The sequence below is a fragment of the Caballeronia sp. LZ008 genome (assembly GCF_031451435.1).
In the GTDB taxonomy this organism is placed as follows: domain Bacteria; phylum Pseudomonadota; class Gammaproteobacteria; order Burkholderiales; family Burkholderiaceae; genus Caballeronia; species Caballeronia zhejiangensis.
This window is the reverse complement of sequence record NZ_JARUXK010000001.1, coordinates 1,908,463-1,932,982: the sequence shown is the minus strand read 5'-3', so window position 1 is coordinate 1,932,982 and position 24,520 is coordinate 1,908,463. Positions and strand designations below refer to the sequence as shown.

Below are 24,520 nucleotides of genomic sequence, written 5' to 3'. Positions count from 1 at the left end.
GGACCGATACGATGCGCCGAACGGTCGCGAGGAGGGTCAAGCAACAATGGCACGTCAATATTTTGGAACCGACGGCATCCGCGGCCGCGTAGGCGTCGCGCCGATCACGCCGGATTTCGTACTCAAGCTCGGCTACGCGGCCGGAAAGGTGCTTGCGGGCGCCGACCGCGCACAGCAAAAGAAGGGCAATCGTCCGACGGTATTGATCGGCAAGGACACGCGCGTGTCGGGCTACATGCTCGAAGCCGCGCTGGAATCCGGCTTTTCGGCGGCGGGTGTCGACGTGATGCTGGCCGGCCCGATGCCGACGCCTGGCGTCGCCTATCTGACGCGGGCACTGCGGCTGTCGGCGGGCGTCGTGATCAGCGCGTCGCACAATCCGTACGACGACAACGGCATCAAATTTTTCTCCGCCGACGGCAACAAGCTGCCCGACGAAGTCGAACTGGAAATCGAGCGCCAGCTCGAGCAGCCGATGGAATGCGCGCCTTCCGAGCGCCTCGGTAAAGCCCGGCGTCTGGATGATGCAGGCGGACGCTACATCGAATTCTGCAAGAGCACCTTTCCCGCGAGTTTCGACTTGCGCGGTCTGAAGCTCGTCGTCGATTGCGCGCACGGCGCCGCATATGACGTCGCGCCGCACGTTTTCCACGAACTCGGCGCGGAAGTCGTGTCGATCGGCGTGTCGCCGAACGGCTTCAACATCAACGACGGCGTTGGCGCGACCGCCCCGGACGCGCTCGTGCGCGCGGTGGTCGAGCACAAGGCGGATATTGGCATCGCGCTCGACGGCGACGCGGACCGTCTGCAGGTCGTCGATTCGTCCGGCCGTCTCTATAACGGCGACGAATTGCTCTACGTGCTGGTCAAGGATCGCATCGCGACCGATGGCAAGGTGGAAGGCGCAGTCGGCACGCTGATGACCAACATGGCCGTCGAGGTGGCGCTGAAGGAGGCGGGCGTGCAGTTCGTGCGCGCAGCGGTCGGCGACCGCTACGTCCTCGAAAAATTGCGCGAGAACGGCTGGCTGCTGGGCGCGGAAGGCTCGGGCCACATCCTTTCGCTGGACCGTCACTCGACCGGCGACGGCATCGTCTCGGCGCTCCTCGTGCTGGCAGCGATCCAGCGCAGCGGCAAGTCGCTCGCCGATCTGCTTCGCGGCGTCAGCCTGTTCCCGCAAAAGCTCATCAACGTGCGGATGAGCGCGGGCGCGGACTGGAAAGGCAGCGCCGCGATTCGCCGCGCGGTCGAGCAAGCCGAGCAATCCCTCCAATCGCACGGCCGGGTCTTGATTCGCGCGTCGGGAACCGAACCGGTCTTGCGCGTGATGGTGGAAGCATCGGCGCAACAGGACGCGGTTCGATACGCGGAAACGATTGCGCAGGTCGTAAAGGACGCGACTTCGTAGGCGTTCACTGAAGTTCATCGCGTTTCGCTAAAAGCGGGCTTCGGCCCGCTTTTTTATTTGCGCCACCGGCTTGACGGATCGGCTGTGATCAAACTTTCAGCGCGTAAGCGCATTGACATGCTGGCTTCACGATTAGTCATATTACTGTCACAGACTCCTCCTATATTTCGCGGTGTCGTCTACACGCTCACGCGACACACGCTCACTACTGGAGATTAAGAATGAAATTGATGCAAACCGCGCTGGCCGGCCTGATTGGTGCAGTGTTCGCCATCTCCGCTCAAGCAGCCGACATCACCGGCGCGGGTTCCACCTTTGCAGCGCCGATCTACACGAAGTGGGCGGACGCCTACCAGAAAACGGGCGGCGGCAAGGTGAACTACCAAGGCATCGGCTCGTCGGGCGGTATCAAGCAAATCATCGCGAAGACCGTGGATTTCGCGGGCTCGGACGCTCCGCTGAAAGACGACGAACTCGCGAAGAACGGCCTGTTCCAGTTCCCGACGGTCGTCGGCGGCGTGGTGCCGGTCATCAACGTGCCGGGCGTGAAAGCTGGCGAAGTGACGCTATCGGGCCAGGTGCTCGGCGACATCTACCTCGGCAAGATCAAGAAGTGGAACGACCCGGAAATCGCCGCGCTGAACCCGAAGGTCAAGCTGCCGGATACGGACATCGCGGTCGTGCGGCGCGCCGACGGCTCCGGCACGAGCTTCATCTGGACGAACTATCTGTCGAAGGTGAACACCGAGTGGAAGTCGAAGGTCGGCGAAGGTTCGACGGTCAACTGGCCGACGGGCACGGGCGGCAAGGGCAACGACGGCGTCGCGGCATTCGTGCAGCGTCTGCCGGGCGCGATCGGCTACGTCGAATGGGCGTACGCGAAGCAGAACAAGATGACCTACGTCGGCATGAAGAATTCGGCCGGCACGGTCGTCGAGCCGAAGACCGACACGTTCAAGGCAGCGGCAGCGGGCGCGGACTGGTCGAAGTCGTTCTATCAGATCCTGACGGACGAGCCGGGCAAGAACGCATGGCCGATCGTCGGCGCGACCTTCGTGCTGCTGCACGCGACGCAAGAGAAGCCGGCGCAGGGCACGGAAACGCTGAAATTCTTCGACTGGGCGTTCAAGAACGGCGGCCAGGCTGCGAACGATCTCGACTATATCTCGCTGCCGGATTCGGTCGTCGCCGAAATCAAGACGCAATGGAAGGCGAAGGTCAAGGACGCATCGGGCAAGGCGGTCGCGGAATAAGGGAAGCAAGCAGTCGTTTGAAACTGTCCTAAGCTTCTGATTCGCGGGACAGCAACGCAGCAAGGAAGCCGCGCGGCGAGCCAACGTTCGCCGCGCGGTCTGACACGTAGCGAAACCAAGGCTCCCATGTCGGACATCAACCTATCGTCGGCCGTGCCGGCGGCGCATACGCAGCGCGCGCCGAGCCGCATCGGCGACATCATTTTCGGCGGCGTGACGCGGCTTGCGGCTGTCATCACGCTGCTCCTGCTCGGCGGCATCATCGTTTCGCTGATCATCGCGTCGATGCCGACCATTCAGAAATTCGGCCTCTCGTTCCTCTGGCGTTCGGAATGGGATCCGCCCAGCGACTCGTTCGGGGCGCTCGTGCCCATCTACGGCACGATTGCGACGTCGATCATCGCGCTCATCATCGCGGTGCCGGTGAGCTTCGGCATCGCGCTCTTTCTGACCGAACTGTCGCCCGCGTGGCTGCGCCGTCCGCTCGGCGTCGCGATCGAACTTCTCGCGGCGATTCCGTCGATCGTCTACGGCATGTGGGGCCTGCTCGTGTTCGCGCCGATCTTCGCGCAATACTTCGAAAAGCCCCTCGGCAAGCTGCTCGGCGACGTGCCCCTGATCGGCATCTTCTTTCAAGGCGCGCCGATCGGCATCGGCATTCTGTGCGCCGGCGTGATTCTCGCGATCATGATCATTCCGTACATCGCATCCGTGATGCGCGACGTGTTCGAAGTAACGCCCGTGCTGCTGAAGGAATCGGCATACGGCATCGGCTGCACGACGTGGGAAGTCATGTGGAAGATCGTGCTGCCCTATACGCGCGCCGGCGTGATCGGCGGCGTCATGCTCGGCCTCGGCCGCGCGCTCGGCGAGACGATGGCTGTGACGTTCGTCATCGGCAATACGAACCTGCTCGACAACGTGTCGCTCTTCTCGCCCGGCAACAGCATCACCTCGGCGCTCGCGAACGAATTCGCGGAAGCGAGTCCGGGCCTGCATACGTCGGCGTTGATGGAGCTCGGTCTGATTCTTTTCGTCATCACGTTCTTCGTGCTCGCGCTCTCGAAGCTGATGCTTCTGCGCATGGAACGCGGGGAGGGCCGTAAATAATGAGCCGTCCCGTTACGTTCAACCAGGATTCGAGCCGCGTGGAAGCCACGCGTCAGAAGCTGCAGCGCCGCCGCCGCGGCACGAACGCGGTTGCGCTGACGCTCTCGCTCGCCGCGATGGCCTTCGGCCTCATCTGGCTCGTGTGGATTCTCTTCACGACGCTCAGGCTCGGCATCGGCGGGTTGTCGGTCGATCTGTTCACGCAATCGACGCCGCCGCCGAACACCGATGGCGGCGGTCTCGCCAACGCGATCGTCGGCTCGCTGATGCTCGTCGTGCTCGCAACGTTCGTCGGCACGCCGCTCGGCATTCTCGCGGGCGTCTACCTCGCGGAGTACGGCCAGAAGCGCTGGCTCGCGAGCGTCACGCGCTTCATCAACGACATCTTGCTGTCGGCGCCTTCGATCGTCGTCGGTCTCTTCGTGTATGCGATCGTCGTCGCGAAGATGGGCCGCTTCTCGGGCTGGGCCGGCGTGATCGCGTTGGCGCTGCTGCAGATTCCGATCGTGATCCGCACGACGGAAAACATGCTGAAGCTCGTGCCGAACGCATTGCGCGAAGCCGCGTTCGCACTCGGCACGCCCAAGTGGAAGATGGTGATGTCGATCACGCTGAAGGCGTCGGTGGGCGGCATCGTGACGGGCGTGTTGCTGGCGGTCGCGCGTATCGCCGGCGAAACCGCGCCGCTGCTTTTCACGGCGCTGTCGAATCAATTTTTCTCGTGGGACATGAATCAGCCGGTGGCCAATCTGCCGGTGACGATCTACAAGTTCGCGATGAGTCCGTTCCCGCAGTGGCAATCGCTCGCGTGGGCCGGTGTGTTCCTGATTACGCTCGGCGTGCTGGGTCTGAATATCCTGGCGCGCGCGATCTTCTCGAAGAAATAAGGGTGGAGTGATTCCATGAACATGGTCGAAAGCGGTGTCAACCACCAGGAAAAGCAGATCGAGCGCGGCCCGGTGCCGGGCAGCGTGCGCCCGACGCACAGTTCGCAGCCTGCCGATTCCATCAAGCCGAAGATCGAGGTGAACAACCTCAACTTCTTCTACAACAAGTATCACGCGCTGAAGAACATCAACCTGCGCATTCCCGAGAAGAAAGTGACGGCGTTCATCGGTCCGTCGGGCTGCGGCAAGTCCACGCTTCTGCGCACGTTCAACAAGATGTATGCGCTTTATCCGGAGCAGCGCGCCGAAGGCGAAATCCTGATGGACGGCACGAACCTGCTCGACACGACGAAGGATATTTCGCTCCTGCGCGCGCGCGTCGGCATGGTGTTCCAGAAGCCCACGCCGTTCCCGATGTCGATCTACGACAACATCGCGTTCGGCGTGAAGATGTTCGAGCAACTGTCGCGCTCGGAAATGGATGACCGCGTCGAATGGGCGCTCACGAAAGCCGCGCTCTGGACCGAAGTAAAGGACAAGTTGCAGCAAAGCGGCTACGGTCTGTCGGGTGGCCAGCAGCAGCGTCTGTGCATCGCGCGCGGCATCGCGATTCGTCCGGAAGTGCTGCTGCTGGACGAACCTTGCTCGGCGCTCGACCCGATTTCGACGGGCCGTATCGAAGAGCTGATCGCCGAACTGAAAAGCGATTACACGGTCGTCATCGTCACGCACAACATGCAGCAGGCGGCGCGTTGTTCGGACTACACTGCCTATATGTATCTCGGTGAATTGATCGAGTTCGGCGACACCGAAAAGATCTTCATCAAGCCGGCCCGCAAGGAAACGGAAGACTACATCACGGGCCGCTTCGGCTGATCGTCAGCCAGGTGAAACAGAAGGCTTAAGGAGCATATATGTCCGATAAACATCTTTCGAGCCAGTTCGACGCCGACCTCAACGCGGTGTCGTCGAAAGTGCTGGAAATGGGCGGTCTGGTCGAGTCGCAGATCATCGCGGCGATGCAGGCGCTGAACGAATTCGACATCGGCATCGCGGATCAGGTGATCGCGGCCGAAGCGCGTCTGAACATGATGGAAGTCGAGATCGACGAAGAGTGCAGCAACATCATCGCGCGCCGTCAGCCGGCTGCGCGTGACTTGCGTCTGTTGATGGCGATCTCGAAGACGATCACGAATCTCGAACGCGCCGGCGACGAAGCGGAGAAGATCGCCAAGCGCGTGAAGCGCATCAACGAAGACGGCGCGGGCCGCACGGTGAACATCGCCGAGATCAAGCTGTCGGGCGAAATGGCGGTATCGATCCTGCGCCGCGCGCTCGATGCGTTCGCGCGTCTCGACACGGTTGCCGCCGCGCAGATCGTGCGCGACGACAAGGCCATCGACGAGGAATTCCGCGCCTTCGTGCGCAAGCTCGTGACGTACATGATGGAAGATCCGCGCACGATTTCGGCGGGCCTCGATTATCTGTTCATCGCGAAAGCGGTGGAGCGCATCGGCGATCACGCGAAGAACATCGCTGAGTTCATCATCTACATCGTCAAGGGCACCGACGTGCGGCATATTTCGCGCGATCAGCTCGAACGTGAGGCGCTGAGTTAATCGCGCGCAATCGTTTCATTTCAAGCAAAAGGTCAAGAGGTGCCGATGCCCAGCAGTATCCTCGTCGTCGAAGACGAACCCGCGATCTCCGAACTGATTTCGGTGAACCTTCAACATGCGGGACATTGCCCGATTCGTGCGTATAACGCGGAACAGGCGCAAAACCTGATCAGCGACGTGCTGCCCGATCTCGTGTTGCTCGACTGGATGTTGCCGGGCAAGTCGGGCATCGCGTTCGCGCGAGAGCTGCGCAACAACGAGCGCACGAAGCACATTCCGATCATCATGCTGACAGCGCGCGGCGACGAGCAGGACAAGGTGCTTGGCCTCGAAATCGGCGCGGACGATTACGTCACGAAGCCGTTCTCGCCGAAGGAACTGATGGCGCGCATCAAGGCGGTGTTGCGCCGGCGCGCGCCGCAGTTGACCGAAGACGTCGTCGCGATCAACGGGCTGCGTCTCGATCCGGCGACGCATCGCGTGGCGGCGAGTCATTCGGGCAACGACATCAAGCTCGATCTCGGTCCGACGGAATTTCGCCTGCTGCACTTTTTCATGACGCATCCTGAGCGCGTGCACAGCCGCACGCAATTGCTGGATCAGGTGTGGGGCGATCACGTGTTCGTCGAAGAGCGCACGGTCGATGTGCATATCAAGCGTCTGCGTGCTGCGCTCAAGCCGGCGGGTTGCGATGCTATGATCGAAACGGTGCGCGGCAGCGGATACCGGCTTGCGAAGAGCGCCTGAGTTCTGCTTCAACGTTATCCGCTCTAACTTGCCGCATCAACGTCACTCAGACTCACCGACAACATGAACATCATCTGGACGCGTGCGATCGTGTCCCTCGCGCTGCTCGCCGCGCTCTGCGCCGCGATCGGCGCATTCGCGGGCTTGCGCATCGCGCTTGCCTTCGCGGTGCTCATGCTCGTCGTGCAGGGCTTCTTCGTCACGTATCACATGCAGCGCCTCTGGCGTCTGCTCGAAGCGCCGGTTTACGGCGAGGTGCCGAGCGCGCTCGGCATCTGGGGCGAGATCTACTATCGCCTGCACAAGCTCGCGAAGCGCTGGCACGCGCAAGTGCGTCAGGTCGAGCAACAGCATGCGCGCTTCATTCAGGCGATCCAGGCGTCACCGAACGGCGTCGCGATGCTCGACGATCACGATCAGATCGAGTGGTGTAACGACATCGCCGAGAAGCACTTCGGTCTCGATGCGAAGCGCGACTTGCGCCAGCACATCACGCATCTCGTGCGCAATCCCGATTTCGTCCGCTATCTGAACGCGCACCACTACGAAGAGATGCTTGTGATGCGCGGCATGGGCGTGAATCGCAAGTACACGGTTTCGGTGCAGGTGTTTCCGTACGGTGACAATCGCAAGCTGCTTCTGACGCAGGACATTACCGAACTGGAGCGCACGGATTCGATGCGCCGCGATTTCGTCGCCAATGTCTCGCATGAGTTGAAGACGCCGCTTACCGTGCTATCCGGCTTTCTCGAAACCATGCGTGAGTTGCCGCTCGATGAAGCCGATCGCATGCGTTATCTCGACATGATGGAGCAGCAGGCGTCGCGCATGCAGAACATCGTGCGCGATCTGCTCGTGCTCGCGAATCTCGAAGGCGACATGCGGCCGCCTGGCGATGAACTGCTGGATATGCGCGCCGTGCTGCGTCATTTGGAAGACGACGCGAACAATCTGTCGAACGGGCGCCATCGCATCACGTTTCATAGCGACGATGCGCTGACGGTTGCGGGCGTCGAGACCGAAGTGATGAGTGCGCTCGGCAATCTCGTGACCAACGCCGTGCGTTATACGCCTGATGGCGGGACCATCGAGGTGACGTGGCAGCGCATGAAGGATCGTGCGGTTTTTACGGTGCGGGATACGGGGCTCGGGATTCCTGCGGAGCATATTCCGCGTTTGACGGAGCGGTTTTATCGAGTGGATCGGAGCCGGTCGCGGGATACGGGGGGGACAGGGCTTGGGCTTGCCATCGTCAAGCATGTGCTGCAACGGCACGGTGCAGAGCTCGACGTTAAAAGCGAAGTGGGGAAGGGGAGTATGTTTATCGTGAGGTTTCCAGGGTCGCGGACAGCGTTTAGGAAGTCGCTTGCGGCTTGAGTGGGTTCTGGTGATTGTCGCCGGATCCCGTTGTCGTGTCGGGCTTGTGCTTGTTTGCTTCCGCTTTCGTAGAATCCTGTTTTCGCGTCGGTCTATTAGCGTTGCCCCTGTGCGGGGCGGCAGTGCTAATAGACCGACACGAACGCAGGATTCTACGAAAGCGGAAGCGAACAAGCACAAAGCCCGACACGAATACCGAATCCAGCGAAGAAGAAAACACGCACGAAAAAGGGCAAAAAACATCAAGAACAAAACTTAGCCAGCAACCCCAACTGCGCGTTGCGAATAGACTTACCCGGACGGCGCTTCCGATAATGCCCATCGCTCTGCATGACCCAAGCCGATTGATTATCGCCAAGACAAACCGATAACCCTTCAGCAATAACCCGCCGCTTCAACCGCCTATCGCGAATCGGAAACGCCACTTCCACACGACGAAAGAAGTTGCGATCCATCCAGTCAGCGCTCGACAAAAACACATCTTCCCTGCCATTCGCATAGAAGTAAAAAATCCGATGATGCTCGAGAAAGCGCCCGACGACTGACCGAACCGTAATGTTCTCCGAAAGATCCTCGACGCCGGGCTTCAACGAACAAACCCCGCGCACGATCAGATCGATCTTCACCCCCGCATGCGAAGCCTCGTAAAGCGCGGCAATAACCGTAGGCTCGAGCAGGGCATTCATCTTCGCGACGATGCGCGCACGCCGTCCCGCCCGCGCATGCTCGGCCTCGGCGCGGATCGCATCGATCAGCTTCGCATGTAGCGTGAAAGGCGATTGCCATAACTGATGCAGCGGAATCTCTCCGCCAATGCCCGTCAGTTGCTGAAAGACGTGATGCACGTCCTCGCACATTTCCTGATCGGAAGTCATCAGACCGAAGTCGGTATAAAGACGCGCCGTGCGCGGATGATAGTTGCCCGTGCCCAAATGGGCATAACGCTTCAACACGAACTTGCCGCCTTGCGACACGCGCCGCACGATCAGCATCATCTTCGCGTGGCACTTATGGCCGACGACGCCATACACCACATGCGCGCCAACCGCTTCGAGCTGCGACGCCCAATTGATGTTCGTCTCTTCATCGAAGCGCGCGAGCAGTTCCACGACGACCGTCACTTCCTTGCCATTGCGCGCGGCCTGCATGAGCGCATCCATGAGCGGCGAATCGGTGCCCGTGCGATAAATCGTCTGTTTGATCGCGACGACCTGCGGATCCTTCGCGGCCTGAAGCAGCAGCTCCAGCACCGGCTGAAAACTCTCGTACGGATGATGCAAAAGGATATCGCCCTGATCGATCGCATCGAAAAGATTCGACGTGTTCACGATGGCCTTCGGCACCGACGGAATATGCGGCACGAACTTGAGATCGGGTCGATCGACCATCTCGGGCAACTGCATGAGCCGCACGAGATTCACCGGCCCGTTCACGCGATACAGATCGCGTTCGCTCAGCTGACCTTCGTCGAGCAGACGCCGCACGAGATGCGGCGGCGTTTCCGCCGACACTTCGAGACGCACCGCGTTGCCCAGATGCCGCGCCGGCAATTCGCCCTGCAGCGCGACGCGCAGATTGGTGATTTCGTCCTCATCGACGAAAAGCTCGCTGTTGCGCGTGATGCGAAACTGATTGCAACTGCGCACGACGAGATGCGGAAACAGCTCGTTCACGAAGTGCTGCATGAACGAACTCAGCAGCACGAAACCATGCGGATAGCCCGACAGCGCTTCGGGCATGCGAACGAGCCGCGGCAGCGCGCGCGGCGCCTGCACGATGCCCATCATCGCCTGACGGCCGAAGGCATCGGTGCCTTCCAGCTCGACGACGAAGTTCAGGCTCTTGTTCAGCACGCGCGGAAACGGATGCGCGGGATCGAGCCCGATAGGCGTCAGGACGGGGAGCAGTTCGTTGTAGAAGTAGTCGCGCGCCCATCCGGTCTGCTGCTCCGTCCAGTCCTCCGCGCCGTGAAAATAGATGCCTTCCATTTCGAGCGCGGGCAGCACGATGTCATGCAGCATCGAATATTGCTGGCGCACGAGCCGCTGCGCGCGCTCGGAGACGAGGTCGTAGACGTGCTGCAGCGACATGCCATCCGGCGAGAGCGAGCCGGGGTTGTCGCGCATCTGCTCTTGCAGACCCGCCATACGGACTTCGAAGAATTCGTCGAGATTGCTGCTGGTGATGCAGATGAAACGCAGGCGTTCCAACAGGGGAACCGTCGTATCGGCGGCTTGCGCGAGGACGCGCTCGTTGAAACCTAGTATGCCCAGTTCGCGGTTGAAGAGCGGATAGCGTATGGACATCGGAGGGAGGGAAGGTGTCTCGATCAGATGGGCAAGGGAACTCTCGGATGCTCTCACAGTATGATGTATTTTTTATGACATAACGGATGTCACAAATTCTACTCACATTGCCGATAGCGTTGCCAGCGCAAACGCGCGGTTCCGAACGGGACGGCAAGGCCCGCTCGCCAACCCGGCATAGAATAGAATTCGTGCGCTGCAGCAGCGCCGCTGTGACAGTGCTTCCCCCCACTTCACGATTTCTGGATATCCGATGGTCACACATCCCCATCTACTTGCCGCGGTCGACCTCGGATCGAACAGTTTCCGGTTGATCGTCGGACGGGTCGAGGAAACGCCCGCCGGCAGCCAGATCTATCAGGTCGACGCGCTGCGCGAGCCCGTGCGCCTCGGCGGCGGCCTCTCCAAGGACAAGATGCTCGACCGCGCATCGCAGGTGCGCGGCTGGGACGCGCTGAAGCGCTTCGGCGAACGTCTGCGCGATTTCCATCCCGACCAGGTGCGCGCCGTCGCCACCAACACGCTGCGCGTCGCGAAAAACGCGCCCGACTTTCTCGCCGAGGCGGAAGCCGCGCTCGGGTTTCCGATCGAAGTCATCGCCGGGCGCGAGGAAGCGCGCCTCATCTACGCGGGCGCCGCGCATTCGGTGCCGGCGAGCGCGGGCAAGCGGCTCGTGGTCGATATCGGCGGCGGCTCGACGGAATTCATCATCGGATCGCATTACACGCCGATCCACATGGAAAGCCTCTATATCGGCTGCGTGAGCCATAGCCGCCAGTTTTTCCCGGCCGGCAACGTCGACGAATACACGATGCGGCAGGCCGAACTCGCCGCCAAACGCGAGATCCAGATCATTTCGAGCGAATACAAGGGCACCGGCTGGGATCAGGCGATCGGCTCGTCGGGCACGGCGCGCGCGCTCGCGGAACTGATCGAGGCGAACGGCTTCAACGACGAAGGCATCACGCACGGCATCTCGCGCGGCGGGCTGGAGAAGCTCAAGCGCGCGCTCATCAAGGCCGAGAACGTGAACCGGCTGAAGCTCGTCGCGTTGAAGCCCGATCGCGTGCCGGTGCTGGCGGGCGGGCTTTCGATCATGCTCGGCGTGTTCGAGGAACTGGGCATCGACTATGCCGATACGACCGATGCCGCGCTGCGCCTCGGCGTGCTCTACGACCTGCTCGGACGCTCGCAGCATCAGGACATGCGGACGGTGACGGTCGAAGGCTTCAAGCGCCGTTATGGCGTCGATGCCGCGCAGGCGGAGCGCATCGGCGAACTGGCGATCAGCTTCTACGACCAGCTCGGCGAACCCGACGAAGACGTGCGCGAGGAGAACCGCATGTTCCTCGCGTGGGCCGCGTCGCTGCACGAGATCGGACTGTCGATCGCGCACAGTGCGTATCACAAGCATTCAGCGTATATCGCGAGCAACGCCGACATGCCGGGGTTTTCCCGCACCGATCAGGCGCGTCTCGCCGCGCTCGTGCTCGGCCACGCCGGCAAGCTCGGCAAGCTCGCGCAGGCGCGCGACGTCGAATGGACGCTGCTGTTTTGCCTGCGGCTCGCCGCGCTGCTGTCGCGCCGGCGCACGGATGTCGGGCTGCCCGGCATCGAAGTGAGGCAGGCGAGTGGCGGTTTCGAAGTGCATCTGCCGAACGAGTGGGTGGCGAACAATCCGCTCACCGACTACAGCCTCGTTCAGGAAGCGATGGAATGGGAGAAGATCGGGCGGCCGTATCGCGTGGTCTATACGGGCGACTGATTTTCGCGTCGTGAGAAAAGAGAAGGCCCCGTCGAGTCAACGGGGCCTTTTGCGTTTCAGGGCTTCAACGTCCCTGCATGTCGCCGATGAAATGCCGCGCGTAACGAGCGTTGATATCGGACAGACGGAAGAGCGTGAGGAAGTCGGCGGTGTTGAAATCCGGATCCCATGCCGGCGCGCCGCAAATCCTCGCGCCGAGCCGCAGATAACCCTTCACGAGCGGCGGCGGGCTCACGTTCGCGCCGGTGCGCAACTCCTCGACGGGCAGCGGCGTGTGCGGGAACGCGCGGTACTCAGGGGCGGTGAGCGCATCGGCGGGTAGCGACGTGTAGAGATTCGCGGCGTAATGACCGCCGTCGATCATGCCGACGCTCGCGCAGCCGAGCATCGTCTCATAGCCGTTTTGCATCATGTACGCGGCGAGGCCGCCCCACAGCGACATGATCACCGCGCCGTTGCGATAATCCGGATGCACGCACGAGCGTCCTACTTCGACGAGCTTCGGGCGCAGGTGCGTGAGGCGCGACACGTCGAATTCGCTTTCAGCGTAGAGACGCCCGATGCGCGCCGCCTGATGCGGCGGCAGCACGCGATACGTGCCCACGACCTGCAGCGTGTCGAGATCGCGCACGAGCAGGTGATCGCAATAGGCGTCGAAGGCGTCGACGTCGAGCCCTGCGGGGCCGGACAGACGCGCGCCCATTTCCTCCGAGAACACGCGAAAGCGCAGGCGCTGCGCGTCGCGCAGGGCGTCGTCGTCGCGCGCCCACGCGACTTGCAGGCGCTCGCGGCCCGTGTTCGTTTCCGACGTGCGCGGAAGGTGGCGGCGCGAATCGAGCGAGAGCGATGACGCTCCGAGTTGCAGGAAAGGCGTCGGCAGTTCTTGCATTGGCGTTCCTCGACAGGACGTTGCTGTGGCTTCAAGTCCTCGCCAATGTAGTAATGCACGGTGACGCTCGCATGGCATCGCAATGACGTTTCGATGAAACGACATCCGCATGAACGCGAGCTTACGACGCCTGAAGCAGGTCCGGATTGATCACCGCGCGCAGCACGCTTTGCCCGTCGCCGCCGCGCGTGCGCGACTGGAGCCACCAGATGCCCGACTTCTTGATCGACCAATCCGCTTCGTGGCCCGTCATGAGGAGCGCGGCCACCCGGCCGAGCGTCGGCTGATGCCCGATGACGACGACCGTCTCCGCAATGCCGTCCGGCCAGCCCGCCGCATCGAGCACGGCCTGCGCGCCGTTGCCGGGCGCGAGCGCGTCGACGACGCGATAGCGGTCGCCGAAGGCTTCGGCCGTCTGGATCGTGCGCGTCGCGGGACTGGCGAGCAGCACGGCGTCATCGTCGATGCGCGCCTTCAGCCACTTCGCGATGCCTTGCGCCTGTTTGCGCCCGCGCGGCGTGAGCTGCCGCGCGAGATCGCTCGACGCCTGATCTTCTGCTTCGGCGTGTCGCCAGAGAATGAGGTTCATCGATTGTCTCCGGATGATGAGGTTCGCTTTCGGATGCAGCAGAAAGTTGCGTGCCTGAGTTCGGCATTGCGGACGCGGGTCAGGCACGCTACAATCTGCGGCTCGTCGGAGCGTAGCGCAGCCTGGTAGCGCATCTGATTTGGGATCAGAGGGTCGAAGGTTCGAATCCTTTCGCTCCGACCACGATACACGAAGGGGTTACAAGTTACGGCTTGTAACCCCTTTGTCTTTTCTACGCTCTTCCAGGAGTCTCAATGCGCGCTGTTTCCGCCTTCGCTTGCGCCGTTTTCTTTACGCTCGGTCTCGCCGCCTGTGCGGAGTCTGGCCATCAAAAGCACGAACCGAAAGATCCGCCCGACTACAAGGGCGTGCCGACGGACATGACGCCGCCGTCGATGATCTCCGATCCTGCCAAGCCTCAGTAAGCCCCGCAAAGACGAAGCCCCGATGCGGGCGCACCGGGGCTTCTGACCCGCGCCAACCGTTCGCGCGGAGATACGGCACGGGCTGCCGCCAGTCTAGGAATTCGAGCGCGTCACGGCTGTATGCGCTTGTTTCCGTGCGTAACGGGATGCAAGGCGCGCCTCGTGCAGGGATGCAAGAAACCGTAATGCGTAACTCTTTCCGTTTCGGCGATTTCGGCGGGATTCATCCAACGAAACTTTTGCCGCTCGGGTATCATCGCCCGAACTTGTTGCAAAATGTATCTTCATGGATCTGCTCTGGATTTTTGCTGCTGTCGCGCCGCTCGCCGTCGCTTCGCTCGTGGCGTTTGCCGCGCATATCGATCCGTTGTCGGGGCATTGGCGCACGTGGGCGCCGAAAGACCGCTGACGGGCGTTACTGCTTGCAGCGGATCACCATCGAACGGTTCTTGATGTTCGCGCCGAAGATTCCGCCCACCGTGCCGCCTGCGGTCGCGCCGTTGTCGGCGTCCTTCGAAATCACGTCGTAACCATACGCGCCGCACGTTTCACCCGCCTGCTTGTAGCAGGCCGCCCAGCTCGTCGCCGCGTCGCCGCCGCTGCAGTTGATCGCGAAGCCCGTGTCGCCCGAAGGCAGATAGGTCATCGTCGGGCCGCTCGCGCAGCCGGCCAGCGCGCCGGTGAGCGCGAGAGCCGCGCCGAGCGCGGCAGTGTTGATCCTCATCGTCAATCTCATCGATCTTCCTTAAAGCGGCCGCCGGCTGTCAGCGCGGCGGCAGATAGCGCGCCGGGTCCGTCGAGCGGCCCAAGTAGCGCACTTCGAAATGCAGCATGGTGCGATTGCTGTCGGTGTCGCCCATTTCGGCGATTTGCTGGCCCTGCTGCACGGTCTGGCCTTCCTTCACCAGAAGCACGCGATTGTGGGCGTAGGCGGTCAGATAATCGTCGTCATGCTTGACGATCAGCATGTTGCCGTAGCCGCGCAGACCGTTGCCGGCGTAGACGACATTGCCGCTCGCGGCGGCGACGACGGGCGTGCCCGCCGCATTGGCGATGTCGATGCCCTTCGAGTTCTTGCCGTCGAAGCTGCGAACGACGCTGCCCTGCGCCGGCCACACGAGCGTGACGCCCGGTCCGGCCTTGCTCTGCGAGGACGCCTGCGCGCCGGCTTCGCTCTTCGCGCTGCCCGTTGCCGCCGCACCCGATGAATCCGCGGTGCTCGCGCTGCCCGCAGGCGGCGCGATGCGCAGCACCTGTCCGACCTCGATGGCGTCAGGATTCGCGAGCCCGTTCCAGCGCTTGATGTTCGCGATCGTCGTGCGATTCTCGCGCGCGATTTTGGAAACCGTGTCTCCACGCTCTACACGATAGAAACCCGGCGCGACCGGCCCCGTTCCACAAGCGGCCAACACTGCGATGAGCGATGCGCAGACGAGCCGTCGAATTGTTTTTTGCAAACCTGACCTCGCAAAGCATCGCCGCGAGCAGTGCGAGCACAGCCGCGCGGCGAATCGAAAGGCAGGATTTTACCGTCTCGGGTTTCCCCGGACAGAATGACGCCGCTTCGCCTACGCCTGCTCGCCGACGACGAGCCGCAGCGAAGCCGTCTCCGTCTTGCCCGGCGCGAGCCAGCGCAGGCCGCGCCCGTTGTGGATGGCATCGGGCAGGCCGATCCACGGTTCGACGCAGTAGAAGTCCGATGCGTCGGATTCGGTCCAGGTCGTGACCGCGTACCACGGCACGGAATCGGGCTGCTGCAACTCGAAGGCGATCGTGCGCTTGAGGCCCGGCAGATTCAACAGCACCGGTTCGTCGGACTGCCGCGTGAGGCAATGAAACGTATCGACGATGCCCGGATCGGCGAGCGAATAACGCGGCAGGCCGGGCTCGGCTTCGGTGATCGAGCCGTCCGGAAGCTGACGGCGCCGTTCGGTATGCGGCAGCGCGACGCTGCTCTCGCCGCGCTGGCCGTGCGGCAGATGAAAATAGAAGTGATGCCCGGCGTAGTAGGGCAGCGCGACCTCGCCCGGATTCGACGTCGTCAGCTCGACTTCGAGCGTATGGCCGTCGACGATGCGGTACGCCGCCTCGAAGCGGAACGCGAACGGATAGCCGTCGCGGGTGGCGTCGCTGTCGACGAGCGTCATGCGCAGGCCGTGGCCGTCGGCGTCGCGCGTGTGGGAAAAGGGCAGGTTGCGCGCGAAGCCGTGCGTCGGCAGCGCATGCACGATGCCTTCCGGATCGCGCCACTTGCCGATTTCGCCATCGACGAAATGCCGTCCGAGAAACGGAAAGAGCAGCGGATTGCCGCCGCGGATCTTCGCGGGATTGGACCAGTCGGCGGCGTCGGGCCAGTGCACGACGGGCTTGCCGCCGACGCGCCAGGTCATGAGCCGTCCGCCCGCGTGCGGCGCGAGCTGGATGGCGGCGCCGTCGCGCTCGATTTCGATGATGTCGGATTCCGGTGACATGATGGCAGGCGCTCCGTTGGATGGCGAGACGCCGCGCACGCTCCTGAGCGACGCGGCTTAACCCGACGATTCTGCCTTGGAATTCTGTCCGGAAAAACCCTTTGCGGGAAATTGCGACTAAGCAAGGCTTATGCAATATGTTGTTATATGCTCCCTGTGTTGGGAATCAGACGGACAAGGAGTAACCATGGATCTGGCGATGGCAATGGGCGTCGCGATGTTCGGGCTCTTCGGGGCAAGCACGGCGCTTTTCCTCTACAAGCTGAAGGCCTGACGGGCGATCGCCGAATTGCGAGTCCGCGTCCCGTTCGGAGGCGCGCTCGCTTTCGTATTGCCTGTCATCGACTTTCGATAATGCTTCGTTTTGCCGACGATTGACTGTCGGCGCAATTTGTGTGCGGTAAGCGCTTGGCGCTCGATTTAGCCGACGGCATAATCGGTCCCGTTTGCGCGCCGTATCGACTCATCCTTCCTGTTCCACATTCCCTGTCCGGCATCTTTGGCTTCGCGTGACGCGAGGAATGGAACTGCACGGCGCGTCCTCCACCTTCCCCGAAAAAGGACCGACGCGTGACTTTGTGGTTTCTCGTTTTCTTAAGCGTGCTCCAGGGCGTAACCGAGCTCTTTCCTGTCAGCAGCCTCGGGCACACGCTCCTCGTTCCCGGCCTGATCGGCATGCACATCGACAAGCACGCGCCGCAACTGCTGCCGTTTCTCGTCGCGCTGCATCTGGGCACGGCCGTCGCGCTGCTCTGGTATTTTCGTGAACGCTGGATCGCGCTGATCCGCGGCTTCTTCGCGTCGCTCGGCGGACGCAAGAACGACGATGGGCACATGATGTGGGCGCTCATCATCGGCACGATTCCGACGGGCATCGTCGGCTTGCTGCTCGAGAAGCGGCTCGAGGCCATCTTTCACGATCTGCGGATCGTCGCGGCGGCGCTGATCGTCAACGGCGTGCTGCTGTGGCTCGGTGACCGTCTGCAGCGAAGCCGCGCGACGCGGGCGCCGGAAAAGCTCACGTTCAGGCAGGCGTTTCTGGTCGGGCTCGCGCAGATCGGCGCGCTGATTCCGGGCTTTTCGCGCAGCGGCCTGACGATGATCGCGGGCGTGGGCGCGGGTCTCACGGCTGAAGCGGCGGCGGAATTCTCGTTCCTGCTCGGCACGCCGATCATCTTCGCGGCGGGCGTGCTCGAATTGCCGAAGCTCTTTCACGCGCCGGGACAACTCGCCGATTCGGTGCTGGGCGGGGTGCTGACGGGCATCGCGGCGTATCTGAGCGTGCGCTTCCTGATGCGCTACTTCGAAGGCCACGGCAAGCTCGCGTCGTTCGGCGTGTATTGCGTGATCGCGGGAATCTTCTTCCTCGGCTGGTTCATGATGCATCCGCAGCCGATGTGACGAGCCGGGACAAGGGCAGCGGCGAATGAGGTAAAATCGCGATCTCTTCTGATTCGCGGCGGTTTTCGCGGTTGTCTCGCGTCTTACTCGCGTTGCTTCCGCCGCGCGCTCCGGTTCTCCGCCCTTAGCTCAGCTGGATAGAGCAACGGCCTTCTAAGCCGTAGGTCACACGTTCGAGTCGTGTAGGGCGGGCCAAACGGCCTGCACACAGGCAAAAGCCCAGTCTTCCTTCGGCCGGGCTTTTTGCTTTGCGCTCCGCGCAAAGCAAGCAGCGAGGCACCATCGCCTGGCCCGCTTCCTGCCCGTCCTTCCCCCGCGTGCGCGCCCGATCCCCGCAACTCCGCGCCACACAACGCTTCACAAATTTAACCATCTCGTACAAGCAGACGTGCCGCCCATCGACGGTGCGCCGATGCGTCATCGTGGCGCGCGGTGCGCCACAACGGTGACGGTGCGTACCGCATCGTCGAAAGAGGGTGACTTGAACAATCGAGCATACGAAACCAGCCCGGCGCAATGCTCGCTATGGAATCGCAAGAAGCTGCGCCTGCAACCGGAATCGCGCCGCGTGCTGCTCGCGCTGCCGGAACGCGTGCTCGGCGCGTCGCTTGCGTCGCTGTTCGAGCTGAAGGGCTTTCCGGCGCAGCTTGCGGCGGATGTGTCATCGGCCAGAAACATCGTCGAGCAATGGCGTCCGCATGTGCTTTTTCTCGATACGCGCATCGGAGGTTCCGGCAACTACGCGCTGGTGCGGGCGCTGCGCGAAGCCGATGACGACGCCACTCGCCTCATCATCGCGATGAGCGGTTTCCTGCCCGAAGAGCCGATCGCGCATCTCAAGGAAGCGGGCTACGACGGCCATTGCCGCCGTCCGTGTCCCGTATGGCAGATGACCGATCTGCTCGACGAGTTCTTCGCCTGTCACGCGGTTCGCTGACCCGCGCGGACCGCATCGCGCGCGCGTACCCGCGCGGGCCGAACACGACGTCGAGCGCGATCATCGCGACGAGGCTCGCGGCGAGCATCATCCACGACATCGAGAAGCCGCCGCTCACGTCGCGCACGATGCCCGCGACGACCGGCGCAATCGCCGCGATCACGAACCCCACGCCCTGCACGAACGCGACGAGCCGCGCGGCCAACGCGGGATCGTCGGCGTGATCGAGCGTCAGCACGAGCGAAAGGGCGAACACACCGCCAAGGCCCGCGCCGAGCAACGCGACGACGGCGAGCGGCGCGGCAAGCGGCGCCACTAGCAACAGCGCGAACCCCGCGAGCTGCGCGGCGAGGCCGAGCGCGATCCACGGACGACGATCCCTGCCGCGTCCGAAACGCGCCGCCGCCATCGGCAACAGCAGCGCGGACGACGCCTGGAACGCCGTGAGCATCGCCAGCAGCGCGCCGCTTTCGGTCACGCCGCGGCCGAGTTGCTGGTAATACGCGGGCATCCACGCGACGAGGCTCGTATAGCCGCCATTGACGAGCCCGAAGAAAATCCCGAGCGTCCACGCGCGACGATTGAGAAAGAGCGACGGCGCGGGCTTCGCGCGGCCCGTCGATGCGACGCGCGGCAGCGCATCGGCGCGCATCAGCATCATCCAAGCCGCGAGCGCCATCAGCGCGGGAACAGCCCAGAACGCGAGTCCAGCCTGCCACGTCACGCGCGATGCGACCGCCGGCGTGATGCTCGCGCCGAGCCCGCCACCCGCCATGATCGATGCGGAATAGAGGCCCATCGCGAAGGGCAGGCGCGCGGGAAAGCGCGTCTTCATCACGCCCGGCAAGAGCGCCTGAATGACGGCGACGCCCGTGCCCGCGATGGCCGCGCTCGCGACGAGCGCCACCGCGTTCCCCGCGACGAGGCGCGCCGCGCACGCCGCGACGATCGCGATGAGCCCGAGCGCCACGCCGCGCGCATTGCCGACCGAGCGTGACAGCGCGCTCGCGCCGAACGCGCACGCGCCCATCGCGACGACGGGCAAGCCGGTCAGCATCGACGCCCCGCGAAACGACAGTCCTGTCGCGTGCAAGATCACGCCCATCAGCGGACTGACGGACGTGAGCAGCGGCCGCAGATTCAGGCCGATCGCGACGATCACCGCGAGCCACGCGACGTTCGATGCTTTCATGTGACTCATCCTCGGTGCGAAATGGTTGACCATTCTATCTATTTTTGGTCAACCAAAAATACGACGAACCGAATAGGGCGCATTCGTACGCGGCGGTGCGCGCTCGCTACAATGCGATTCATCGCAAGCACGGCGGGCATCATGGCATCACGCAAGGACACTTCATCGAAGGACATTTCCGCGGACGAGCGCGTCTACGCGGCAATCGCGTCCGCGCTTTTGCAGGGCAAGCTCGCGCCCGGCGCGCAGCTCGTCGAGCGCGAGCTCGCCGCAGCCTTCGAGTGCACGCGCGGCACGATCCGCAAGGTGCTCGCGCGCCTCGGCGCGGAAGGCAAGCTCACGCTCGAAGCGAATCGCGGCGCGTTCGTGCCGTCGCCGACCGTCGACGACATCCGCGAGGTTTATCGCGCGCGGCAAGTGGTGGAGGCGGGCATCGTCGCATCGCTGTGCGGCGCGTTGAGCGTGAAGGCGTTGCGTGCGTTGCGCGCTCACGTCAAGGCCGAACAGCGCGCGCTGAAAGCGGGAAGCGTCGCGGAATGCGTGCGTCTCGCGGGCCACTTTCATGTGCTCCTCGCGGAACTCGCGGGCGCGCCGGAAGTGGAGGCGTTTCTCGCGAGGCTCGTCGCGAAGACCGAGCTCTACAAGGCGCTTTTCGATCCATCGAAGCTGTCGAACTGCTCATCCGATGAACACGCGCAACTCATCGACGCCCTCGAACAGGGCGATCTCGATGCCGCGCTAACTGCGATGCGTACGCACATCGACGAACTGGAAGCGCGCGTTCTCGCGCAAGCGGGCGCGTCGCGCACGAGCGATCTGGCGACGATCTTCGCGCTCGCGTGATCGTCGGCAAAAAGAAAGGGCCGCGGCTTCGAAAGCCGCGGCCCTGTCATTGTTGCGTGCGCGCGATGCTTACTGCGAGAAGTCGAGCGCGTTGGTCAGATCGCCCATCTTCGGCGCGCCGTTCGCCACCAGCGCGGCGTCGCGCGAGGCGAGGCCCGGCAGCGTCGGCAGGTTGAAGCGCTTCGTGATGAAGCGAAGGATCGACGTGGTGTCGTACTGCGTGTGATCGACGAAGCCCTTCTTCGCGTACGGCGAAATGATGAGCGCCGGAATGCGCGTGCCCGGACCCCAGCGATCGCCCTTCGGCGGCGCGACGTGATCCCAGAAGCCGCCGTTTTCGTCATACGTCACGACGACGACCATGTTCTTCCACTGCGGGCTCTTCTGCAGATGCGAGATCAGATCGGCGATGTGCTGGTCGCCCTGCGCGACGTCCGTGTAACCGGCGTGCTCGTTCAGGTTGCCCTGCGGCTTGTAGAACGCGACTTGCGGCAGCGTGCCCGCGTCGATCGCCTTGATGAACTCCGAACCGTTCGTGCCGCCGTCGAGCAAGTGTTGCGCGCGGTTCGCCGTACCGGGCGCGAGATCGGCGAAGTAGTTGAACGGCTGATGATGCGTCTGGAAGTCAGGCACGACGTTGACCGCGCCGTTGATGACCGAGCGGTTCGCGAGCGCCGCCGCCCACGAGCCGCCGTACCACGCCCAACTCACGCCCGCGCTGTTCAGCAGATCGCCGATGTGCTGCTGCGTCTGCGGCGGCAGCGTGTTGGCCTTGGTCGCATCGCCGAGCGCCGGATCGACGCCCGCGGGCGCCGGGTTGCCGCTCGGCTGATACGGCGGCTGCATCGTGTTGACGGCGTAGAAGTCGGGCGTGAGCGTGCCCGAGTTCACGAACTGCGCGTCCGCCGAGCCGGTGAGCGCCGAAGGCGGCGGATTCGTCTTGAGCTTCAGCGACACGCCATCGGCATTCACGGCCGAAATCGAGCCGGACGCGACGCTCTTGTCCGCGTTCGGATAGATCGGCGTGCAGGCGCAGACGAGCCACTGGTGATTCAGGAACGAGCCGCCGAACGCGCCCATGAAGAAGTTGTCCGCGAGCGTGTATTGCTGCGCGATCTTGTAGAGGGGCAGCTTGTCCGGCGGCGTGTCGTAGTGACCCATCACGAGCGCGCCCGAATCGCCCCACGCGGCGAACTTGTCGTTCTTGCCGCCGTCGATCTGCATCTGATTCTCGTAGAAGCGGTGATACAGATCGCGCGTCGTGACGTTGAGCTGGATGTTGAAGCCCTTCGGATCGTCGATGGCGAAGGGCGCGTTCGGCAGATTCGTCGTCATCGCCGCGGTGATCGCGGGCGTCACGCCCGTCGCCGTCAGGCCGGTCCAGATCGTCGGCAATGTCGGCAGAACGCTGCCGTCGCGGTCGAGCTGCTGCGCGCTCGCCGCCGTTACGTTTTGCAGGCCGTTCGCGCCGGGGAAATGCCCGTACAGATTGTCGAAGCTGCGATTTTCCGCGTAGATCACGACGACGTTCTTCACCGAAGAAATATCGCTGCTGTCGTGATGGTCGTCGCCACCGCATGCGTAGAGGCCGAATGCGGCAGTGGCCACGATCGGCACCGCGCAAACGAGTTTCTTGTTCATTGAGGATCTCTCTTGTGTTGGGGACCGGCGCACGGCGCGGCTTCATCGTCGAATGAGTCTTTGCTCGCCGGCGTGCGCAGTGTCGCAACGCAAATTGACGCAACCATGTAATAACGCTTTCGTTTGCGTAATGTTTGCTTAATAAATTTCGCGTAAATGGTTCGATGTGAAAGCGTCGAGGCTTGTCACATGAAAGACACGCAGACGACATACGCTTCGGCATCTTTCGATTCCGCCTCCTACGCCATGTCTTCGATGCGCCTGCCGTTCGTCCTGTGTTCCATCGCGCTTGCCGCGTTTTCGGCGGCGATGAGCGGCTGCGATTCGCACGCGGCGAACGTCGCGGCCAGGACGGTGAATGCGGCCAACGCGGACAACACGGCGCCGCACGGTCAATCGCGCGCGGAAGTATTCGCGCATGTGAAACAGATCACCTCGCTCGGCGAGAAGCTTTTCTTCGATCCGTCGCTGTCCGGGTCGGGCAAGCTCGCGTGCGCGTCGTGCCATAGCCCGAGTCATGCGTTCGGGCCGCCGAATGCGCTGTCCGTGCAGCTCGGCGGCAACGACATGCATCAGGCGGGCTTTCGCGCGGTGCCGTCGCTCAAGTACTTGCAGTCGGTGCCGGCCTTCACGCGTCACTTCCACGATTCCGACGATGAAGGCGACGAAAGCGTCGATGCCGGACCGACCGGCGGCCTGACGTGGGACGGCCGCGTCGATCGCGGATCGGATCAGGCGCGCATCCCGATTCTGTCGTCGTTCGAAATGGGCAGCACGCCGGGCAAGGTCGTCGCGGCGGTGAAGGCGTCGTCCTATGCCGATGATTTCCGCCGCGCGTTCGGCGCCGATGTCTTCGCAAGCGACGACAAGGCGTTCGCGTCGGTGCTGGAATCGCTCGAAGCGTTCGAGCAATCGCCCGACAAGTTCTATCCGTACACGAGCAAGTACGACGCGTTCCTCGCCGGCCGCGCGAAGCTCAACGACGCCGAAATGCACGGCCTGCAACTCTTCAACGACGAGAACAAGGGCAATTGCGCGTCGTGCCACATCAGCCAGCGCGCGAAGGACGGCTCGCCGCCGCAGTTCAGCGACTTCGGCCTGATCGCGATCGGCGTGCCGCGCAACCGCGCCTTGCCGATCAACAAGAATCCGAATTTCCACGATCTCGGCGCATGCGGTCCCGAGCGTCGCGACCTGAAGGGCATGGACGAGTATTGCGGGATCTTCCGCACGCCGTCGCTGCGCAACGTCGCGACGCGCAAGACCTTCTTCCATAACGGCATCTATCATCGTCTGGAAGACGTGGTGCGTTTCTATGTCGAGCGCGACACGAATCCGGAAAAGTTCTATCCGGTGCCGAAGAACGGCGCCGTGCAGAAGTTCGACGACCTGCCGAAGAAGTACTGGGAGAACGTCAACACCGAGCCGCCGTTCGATCGCAAGAAAGGCGACAAACCCGCGCTCGACGAAGCCGAGATCAAGGACGTCGTCGCGTTCCTCGGCACGCTCACCGACGACTACGATCCGGCGAGGGACAAGGACTCGCAAAAGGGCATCGGCATCAACGAAATGAAGTCCGCGCATAACTGAGACAGCGCGGGCGGCGCGGCCCGCGCCTCATGCTATTCTCGTTGCAGCCGACGGCCGGCGCGGTCATCGG

At 63.0% G+C, this 24,520-nt stretch carries 23 protein-coding genes and 2 tRNA genes; 17 read left to right on the top strand and 8 right to left on the bottom strand.

Going from position 1 to position 24,520, the window contains the following annotated elements:
• Positions 1–46: 46 nt before the first annotated feature.
• The 8 genes from glmM to phoR all read left to right on the top strand — a co-directional run bounded on the left by glmM (position 47) and on the right by phoR (position 8,401).
• Complete coding sequence (gene glmM / locus QCE49_RS09040; RefSeq protein WP_008342040.1) at positions 47–1,408, top strand: phosphoglucosamine mutase; 1,362 nt, start codon at positions 47–49, stop codon at positions 1,406–1,408.
• A gap of 221 nt (positions 1,409–1,629) precedes the next feature.
• The gene (gene pstS, locus QCE49_RS09035) at positions 1,630–2,661 is read left to right on the top strand and encodes a phosphate ABC transporter substrate-binding protein PstS (RefSeq protein ID WP_008342038.1); all 1,032 of its coding nucleotides are present in this window, start codon (positions 1,630–1,632) and stop codon (positions 2,659–2,661) included.
• Between the two features lie 126 nt (positions 2,662–2,787).
• The gene (pstC, locus tag QCE49_RS09030) at positions 2,788–3,771 is read left to right on the top strand and encodes a phosphate ABC transporter permease PstC (protein WP_008342037.1); all 984 of its coding nucleotides are present in this window, start codon (positions 2,788–2,790) and stop codon (positions 3,769–3,771) included.
• Positions 3,771–4,658 carry a phosphate ABC transporter permease PstA gene (pstA, locus tag QCE49_RS09025; protein ID WP_244807467.1) on the top strand — a complete coding sequence of 296 codons (888 nt, stop codon included), beginning with the start codon at positions 3,771–3,773 and terminating at the stop codon, positions 4,656–4,658. Before pstC ends, pstA begins: the two co-directional genes overlap by 1 nt.
• Before the next feature lie 15 nt (positions 4,659–4,673).
• On the top strand, positions 4,674–5,534 hold the full coding sequence (gene pstB, locus QCE49_RS09020; RefSeq protein WP_008342032.1) for a phosphate ABC transporter ATP-binding protein PstB: 861 nt from the start codon (positions 4,674–4,676) through the stop codon (positions 5,532–5,534).
• 38 nt (positions 5,535–5,572) lie between these two features.
• Positions 5,573–6,277 carry a phosphate signaling complex protein PhoU gene (phoU, locus tag QCE49_RS09015; protein WP_008342031.1) on the top strand — a complete coding sequence of 235 codons (705 nt, stop codon included), beginning with the start codon at positions 5,573–5,575 and terminating at the stop codon, positions 6,275–6,277.
• A gap of 45 nt (positions 6,278–6,322) precedes the next feature.
• Positions 6,323–7,024, top strand: coding sequence for a phosphate regulon transcriptional regulator PhoB (gene phoB / locus QCE49_RS09010; RefSeq protein WP_008342029.1), 702 nt, complete (start codon positions 6,323–6,325; stop codon positions 7,022–7,024).
• Between the two features lie 63 nt (positions 7,025–7,087).
• A complete protein-coding gene (phoR, locus tag QCE49_RS09005; RefSeq protein ID WP_008342027.1) occupies positions 7,088–8,401 on the top strand; it encodes a phosphate regulon sensor histidine kinase PhoR in 1,314 nt (437 codons plus the stop codon).
• A 242-nt stretch (positions 8,402–8,643) separates the two neighbouring features.
• Here phoR and ppk1 read toward each other — a convergent pair whose 3' ends face one another.
• Positions 8,644–10,707: a polyphosphate kinase 1 gene (ppk1, locus tag QCE49_RS09000; RefSeq protein ID WP_008342026.1), complete on the bottom strand. Its 2,064-nt coding sequence runs from the start codon at positions 10,705–10,707 to the stop codon at positions 8,644–8,646.
• A gap of 253 nt (positions 10,708–10,960) precedes the next feature.
• Between ppk1 and ppx the strand changes: the two genes are divergently transcribed.
• Positions 10,961–12,472 (top strand): exopolyphosphatase, encoded by a 1,512-nt coding sequence (gene ppx / locus QCE49_RS08995; RefSeq protein ID WP_008342024.1) that lies wholly within the window; start codon positions 10,961–10,963, stop codon positions 12,470–12,472.
• A gap of 64 nt (positions 12,473–12,536) precedes the next feature.
• Here ppx and QCE49_RS08990 read toward each other — a convergent pair whose 3' ends face one another.
• Both QCE49_RS08990 and QCE49_RS08985 read right to left on the bottom strand, forming a co-directional pair.
• The gene (locus tag QCE49_RS08990; protein ID WP_008342022.1) at positions 12,537–13,361 is read right to left on the bottom strand and encodes a GNAT family N-acetyltransferase; all 825 of its coding nucleotides are present in this window, start codon (positions 13,359–13,361) and stop codon (positions 12,537–12,539) included.
• Between the two features lie 121 nt (positions 13,362–13,482).
• On the bottom strand, positions 13,483–13,950 hold the full coding sequence (locus tag QCE49_RS08985; protein ID WP_034474269.1) for a histidine phosphatase family protein: 468 nt from the start codon (positions 13,948–13,950) through the stop codon (positions 13,483–13,485).
• Between the two features lie 106 nt (positions 13,951–14,056).
• On the opposite strand from QCE49_RS08985, the gene QCE49_RS08980 reads away from it, so the two are divergent.
• The 3 genes from QCE49_RS08980 (at position 14,057) to QCE49_RS08970 (ending at position 14,784) form a co-directional block, all read left to right on the top strand.
• Positions 14,057–14,133 (top strand) — tRNA-Pro (locus tag QCE49_RS08980).
• A gap of 71 nt (positions 14,134–14,204) precedes the next feature.
• Positions 14,205–14,375, top strand: a complete 171-nt coding sequence (locus QCE49_RS08975) for a hypothetical protein (RefSeq protein ID WP_167561874.1) — start codon at positions 14,205–14,207, stop codon at positions 14,373–14,375.
• Between the two features lie 286 nt (positions 14,376–14,661).
• A complete protein-coding gene (locus QCE49_RS08970) occupies positions 14,662–14,784 on the top strand; it encodes a hypothetical protein (protein WP_284504273.1) in 123 nt (40 codons plus the stop codon).
• A gap of 6 nt (positions 14,785–14,790) precedes the next feature.
• Here QCE49_RS08970 and QCE49_RS08965 read toward each other — a convergent pair whose 3' ends face one another.
• The 3 genes from QCE49_RS08965 to QCE49_RS08955 all read right to left on the bottom strand — a co-directional run bounded on the left by QCE49_RS08965 (position 14,791) and on the right by QCE49_RS08955 (position 16,846).
• Positions 14,791–15,111, bottom strand: coding sequence for a hypothetical protein (locus tag QCE49_RS08965; RefSeq protein WP_008342014.1), 321 nt, complete (start codon positions 15,109–15,111; stop codon positions 14,791–14,793).
• 28 nt (positions 15,112–15,139) lie between these two features.
• Positions 15,140–15,832, bottom strand: a complete 693-nt coding sequence (locus tag QCE49_RS08960) for a peptidoglycan DD-metalloendopeptidase family protein (RefSeq protein WP_250434943.1) — start codon at positions 15,830–15,832, stop codon at positions 15,140–15,142.
• A 111-nt stretch (positions 15,833–15,943) separates the two neighbouring features.
• Positions 15,944–16,846, bottom strand: coding sequence for an aldose epimerase (locus tag QCE49_RS08955; protein WP_250434941.1), 903 nt, complete (start codon positions 16,844–16,846; stop codon positions 15,944–15,946).
• A 570-nt stretch (positions 16,847–17,416) separates the two neighbouring features.
• On the opposite strand from QCE49_RS08955, the gene QCE49_RS08950 reads away from it, so the two are divergent.
• From QCE49_RS08950 to QCE49_RS08940, 3 genes are all read left to right on the top strand, one after another.
• Entirely contained in the window at positions 17,417–18,247 is an 831-nt protein-coding gene (locus QCE49_RS08950) for an undecaprenyl-diphosphate phosphatase (RefSeq protein ID WP_008342009.1), read from the top strand.
• A gap of 118 nt (positions 18,248–18,365) precedes the next feature.
• Positions 18,366–18,442: transfer RNA gene (locus tag QCE49_RS08945), tRNA-Arg, on the top strand.
• A 286-nt stretch (positions 18,443–18,728) separates the two neighbouring features.
• Positions 18,729–19,184, top strand: coding sequence for a response regulator (locus QCE49_RS08940; RefSeq protein WP_063828766.1), 456 nt, complete (start codon positions 18,729–18,731; stop codon positions 19,182–19,184).
• Here the strand turns inward: QCE49_RS08940 and QCE49_RS08935 are convergent.
• Entirely contained in the window at positions 19,084–20,376 is a 1,293-nt protein-coding gene (locus tag QCE49_RS08935) for a cyanate transporter (RefSeq protein ID WP_250458324.1), read from the bottom strand. The genes QCE49_RS08940 and QCE49_RS08935 overlap by 101 nt on opposite strands.
• Before the next feature lie 141 nt (positions 20,377–20,517).
• Here QCE49_RS08935 and QCE49_RS08930 point away from each other — a divergent pair, with 141 nt between their 5' ends.
• Entirely contained in the window at positions 20,518–21,219 is a 702-nt protein-coding gene (locus QCE49_RS08930; protein WP_239295557.1) for a GntR family transcriptional regulator, read from the top strand.
• 69 nt (positions 21,220–21,288) lie between these two features.
• Here the strand turns inward: QCE49_RS08930 and QCE49_RS08925 are convergent, their stop codons facing one another.
• Positions 21,289–22,860 (bottom strand): acid phosphatase, encoded by a 1,572-nt coding sequence (locus QCE49_RS08925; RefSeq protein WP_244807461.1) that lies wholly within the window; start codon positions 22,858–22,860, stop codon positions 21,289–21,291.
• A 309-nt stretch (positions 22,861–23,169) separates the two neighbouring features.
• On the opposite strand from QCE49_RS08925, the gene QCE49_RS08920 reads away from it, so the two are divergent.
• The gene (locus QCE49_RS08920; protein ID WP_409017212.1) at positions 23,170–24,450 is read left to right on the top strand and encodes a cytochrome-c peroxidase; all 1,281 of its coding nucleotides are present in this window, start codon (positions 23,170–23,172) and stop codon (positions 24,448–24,450) included.
• The last annotated feature ends 70 nt before the right edge of the window (positions 24,451–24,520 follow it).

Bases quoted from the DNA above. Each gene is read 5' to 3' on its own strand.
- QCE49_RS08970 (WP_284504273.1), top strand. From the start codon at position 14,662: ATGGATCTGCTCTGGATTTTTGCTGCTGTCGCGCCGCTCGCCGTCGCT.
- pstA (WP_244807467.1), top strand. From the start codon at position 3,771: ATGAGCCGTCCCGTTACGTTCAACCAGGATTCGAGCCGCGTGGAAGCC.
- QCE49_RS08925 (WP_244807461.1), bottom strand. From the start codon at position 22,860: ATGAACAAGAAACTCGTTTGCGCGGTGCCGATCGTGGCCACTGCCGCA.
- phoU (WP_008342031.1), top strand. From the start codon at position 5,573: ATGTCCGATAAACATCTTTCGAGCCAGTTCGACGCCGACCTCAACGCG.
- glmM (WP_008342040.1), top strand. From the start codon at position 47: ATGGCACGTCAATATTTTGGAACCGACGGCATCCGCGGCCGCGTAGGC.
- pstC (WP_008342037.1), top strand. From the start codon at position 2,788: ATGTCGGACATCAACCTATCGTCGGCCGTGCCGGCGGCGCATACGCAG.
- QCE49_RS08990 (WP_008342022.1), bottom strand. From the start codon at position 13,361: ATGCAAGAACTGCCGACGCCTTTCCTGCAACTCGGAGCGTCATCGCTC.
- pstS (WP_008342038.1), top strand. From the start codon at position 1,630: ATGAAATTGATGCAAACCGCGCTGGCCGGCCTGATTGGTGCAGTGTTC.
- QCE49_RS08955 (WP_250434941.1), bottom strand. From the start codon at position 16,846: ATGTCACCGGAATCCGACATCATCGAAATCGAGCGCGACGGCGCCGCC.
- QCE49_RS08965 (WP_008342014.1), bottom strand. From the start codon at position 15,111: ATGAGATTGACGATGAGGATCAACACTGCCGCGCTCGGCGCGGCTCTC.
- ppx (WP_008342024.1), top strand. From the start codon at position 10,961: ATGGTCACACATCCCCATCTACTTGCCGCGGTCGACCTCGGATCGAAC.
- ppk1 (WP_008342026.1), bottom strand. From the start codon at position 10,707: ATGTCCATACGCTATCCGCTCTTCAACCGCGAACTGGGCATACTAGGT.
- QCE49_RS08985 (WP_034474269.1), bottom strand. From the start codon at position 13,950: ATGAACCTCATTCTCTGGCGACACGCCGAAGCAGAAGATCAGGCGTCG.
- QCE49_RS08975 (WP_167561874.1), top strand. From the start codon at position 14,205: ATGCGCGCTGTTTCCGCCTTCGCTTGCGCCGTTTTCTTTACGCTCGGT.
- phoR (WP_008342027.1), top strand. From the start codon at position 7,088: ATGAACATCATCTGGACGCGTGCGATCGTGTCCCTCGCGCTGCTCGCC.
- phoB (WP_008342029.1), top strand. From the start codon at position 6,323: ATGCCCAGCAGTATCCTCGTCGTCGAAGACGAACCCGCGATCTCCGAA.
- QCE49_RS08930 (WP_239295557.1), top strand. From the start codon at position 20,518: ATGGCATCACGCAAGGACACTTCATCGAAGGACATTTCCGCGGACGAG.
- pstB (WP_008342032.1), top strand. From the start codon at position 4,674: ATGAACATGGTCGAAAGCGGTGTCAACCACCAGGAAAAGCAGATCGAG.
- QCE49_RS08935 (WP_250458324.1), bottom strand. From the start codon at position 20,376: ATGAAAGCATCGAACGTCGCGTGGCTCGCGGTGATCGTCGCGATCGGC.
- QCE49_RS08920 (WP_409017212.1), top strand. From the start codon at position 23,170: ATGAGCGGCTGCGATTCGCACGCGGCGAACGTCGCGGCCAGGACGGTG.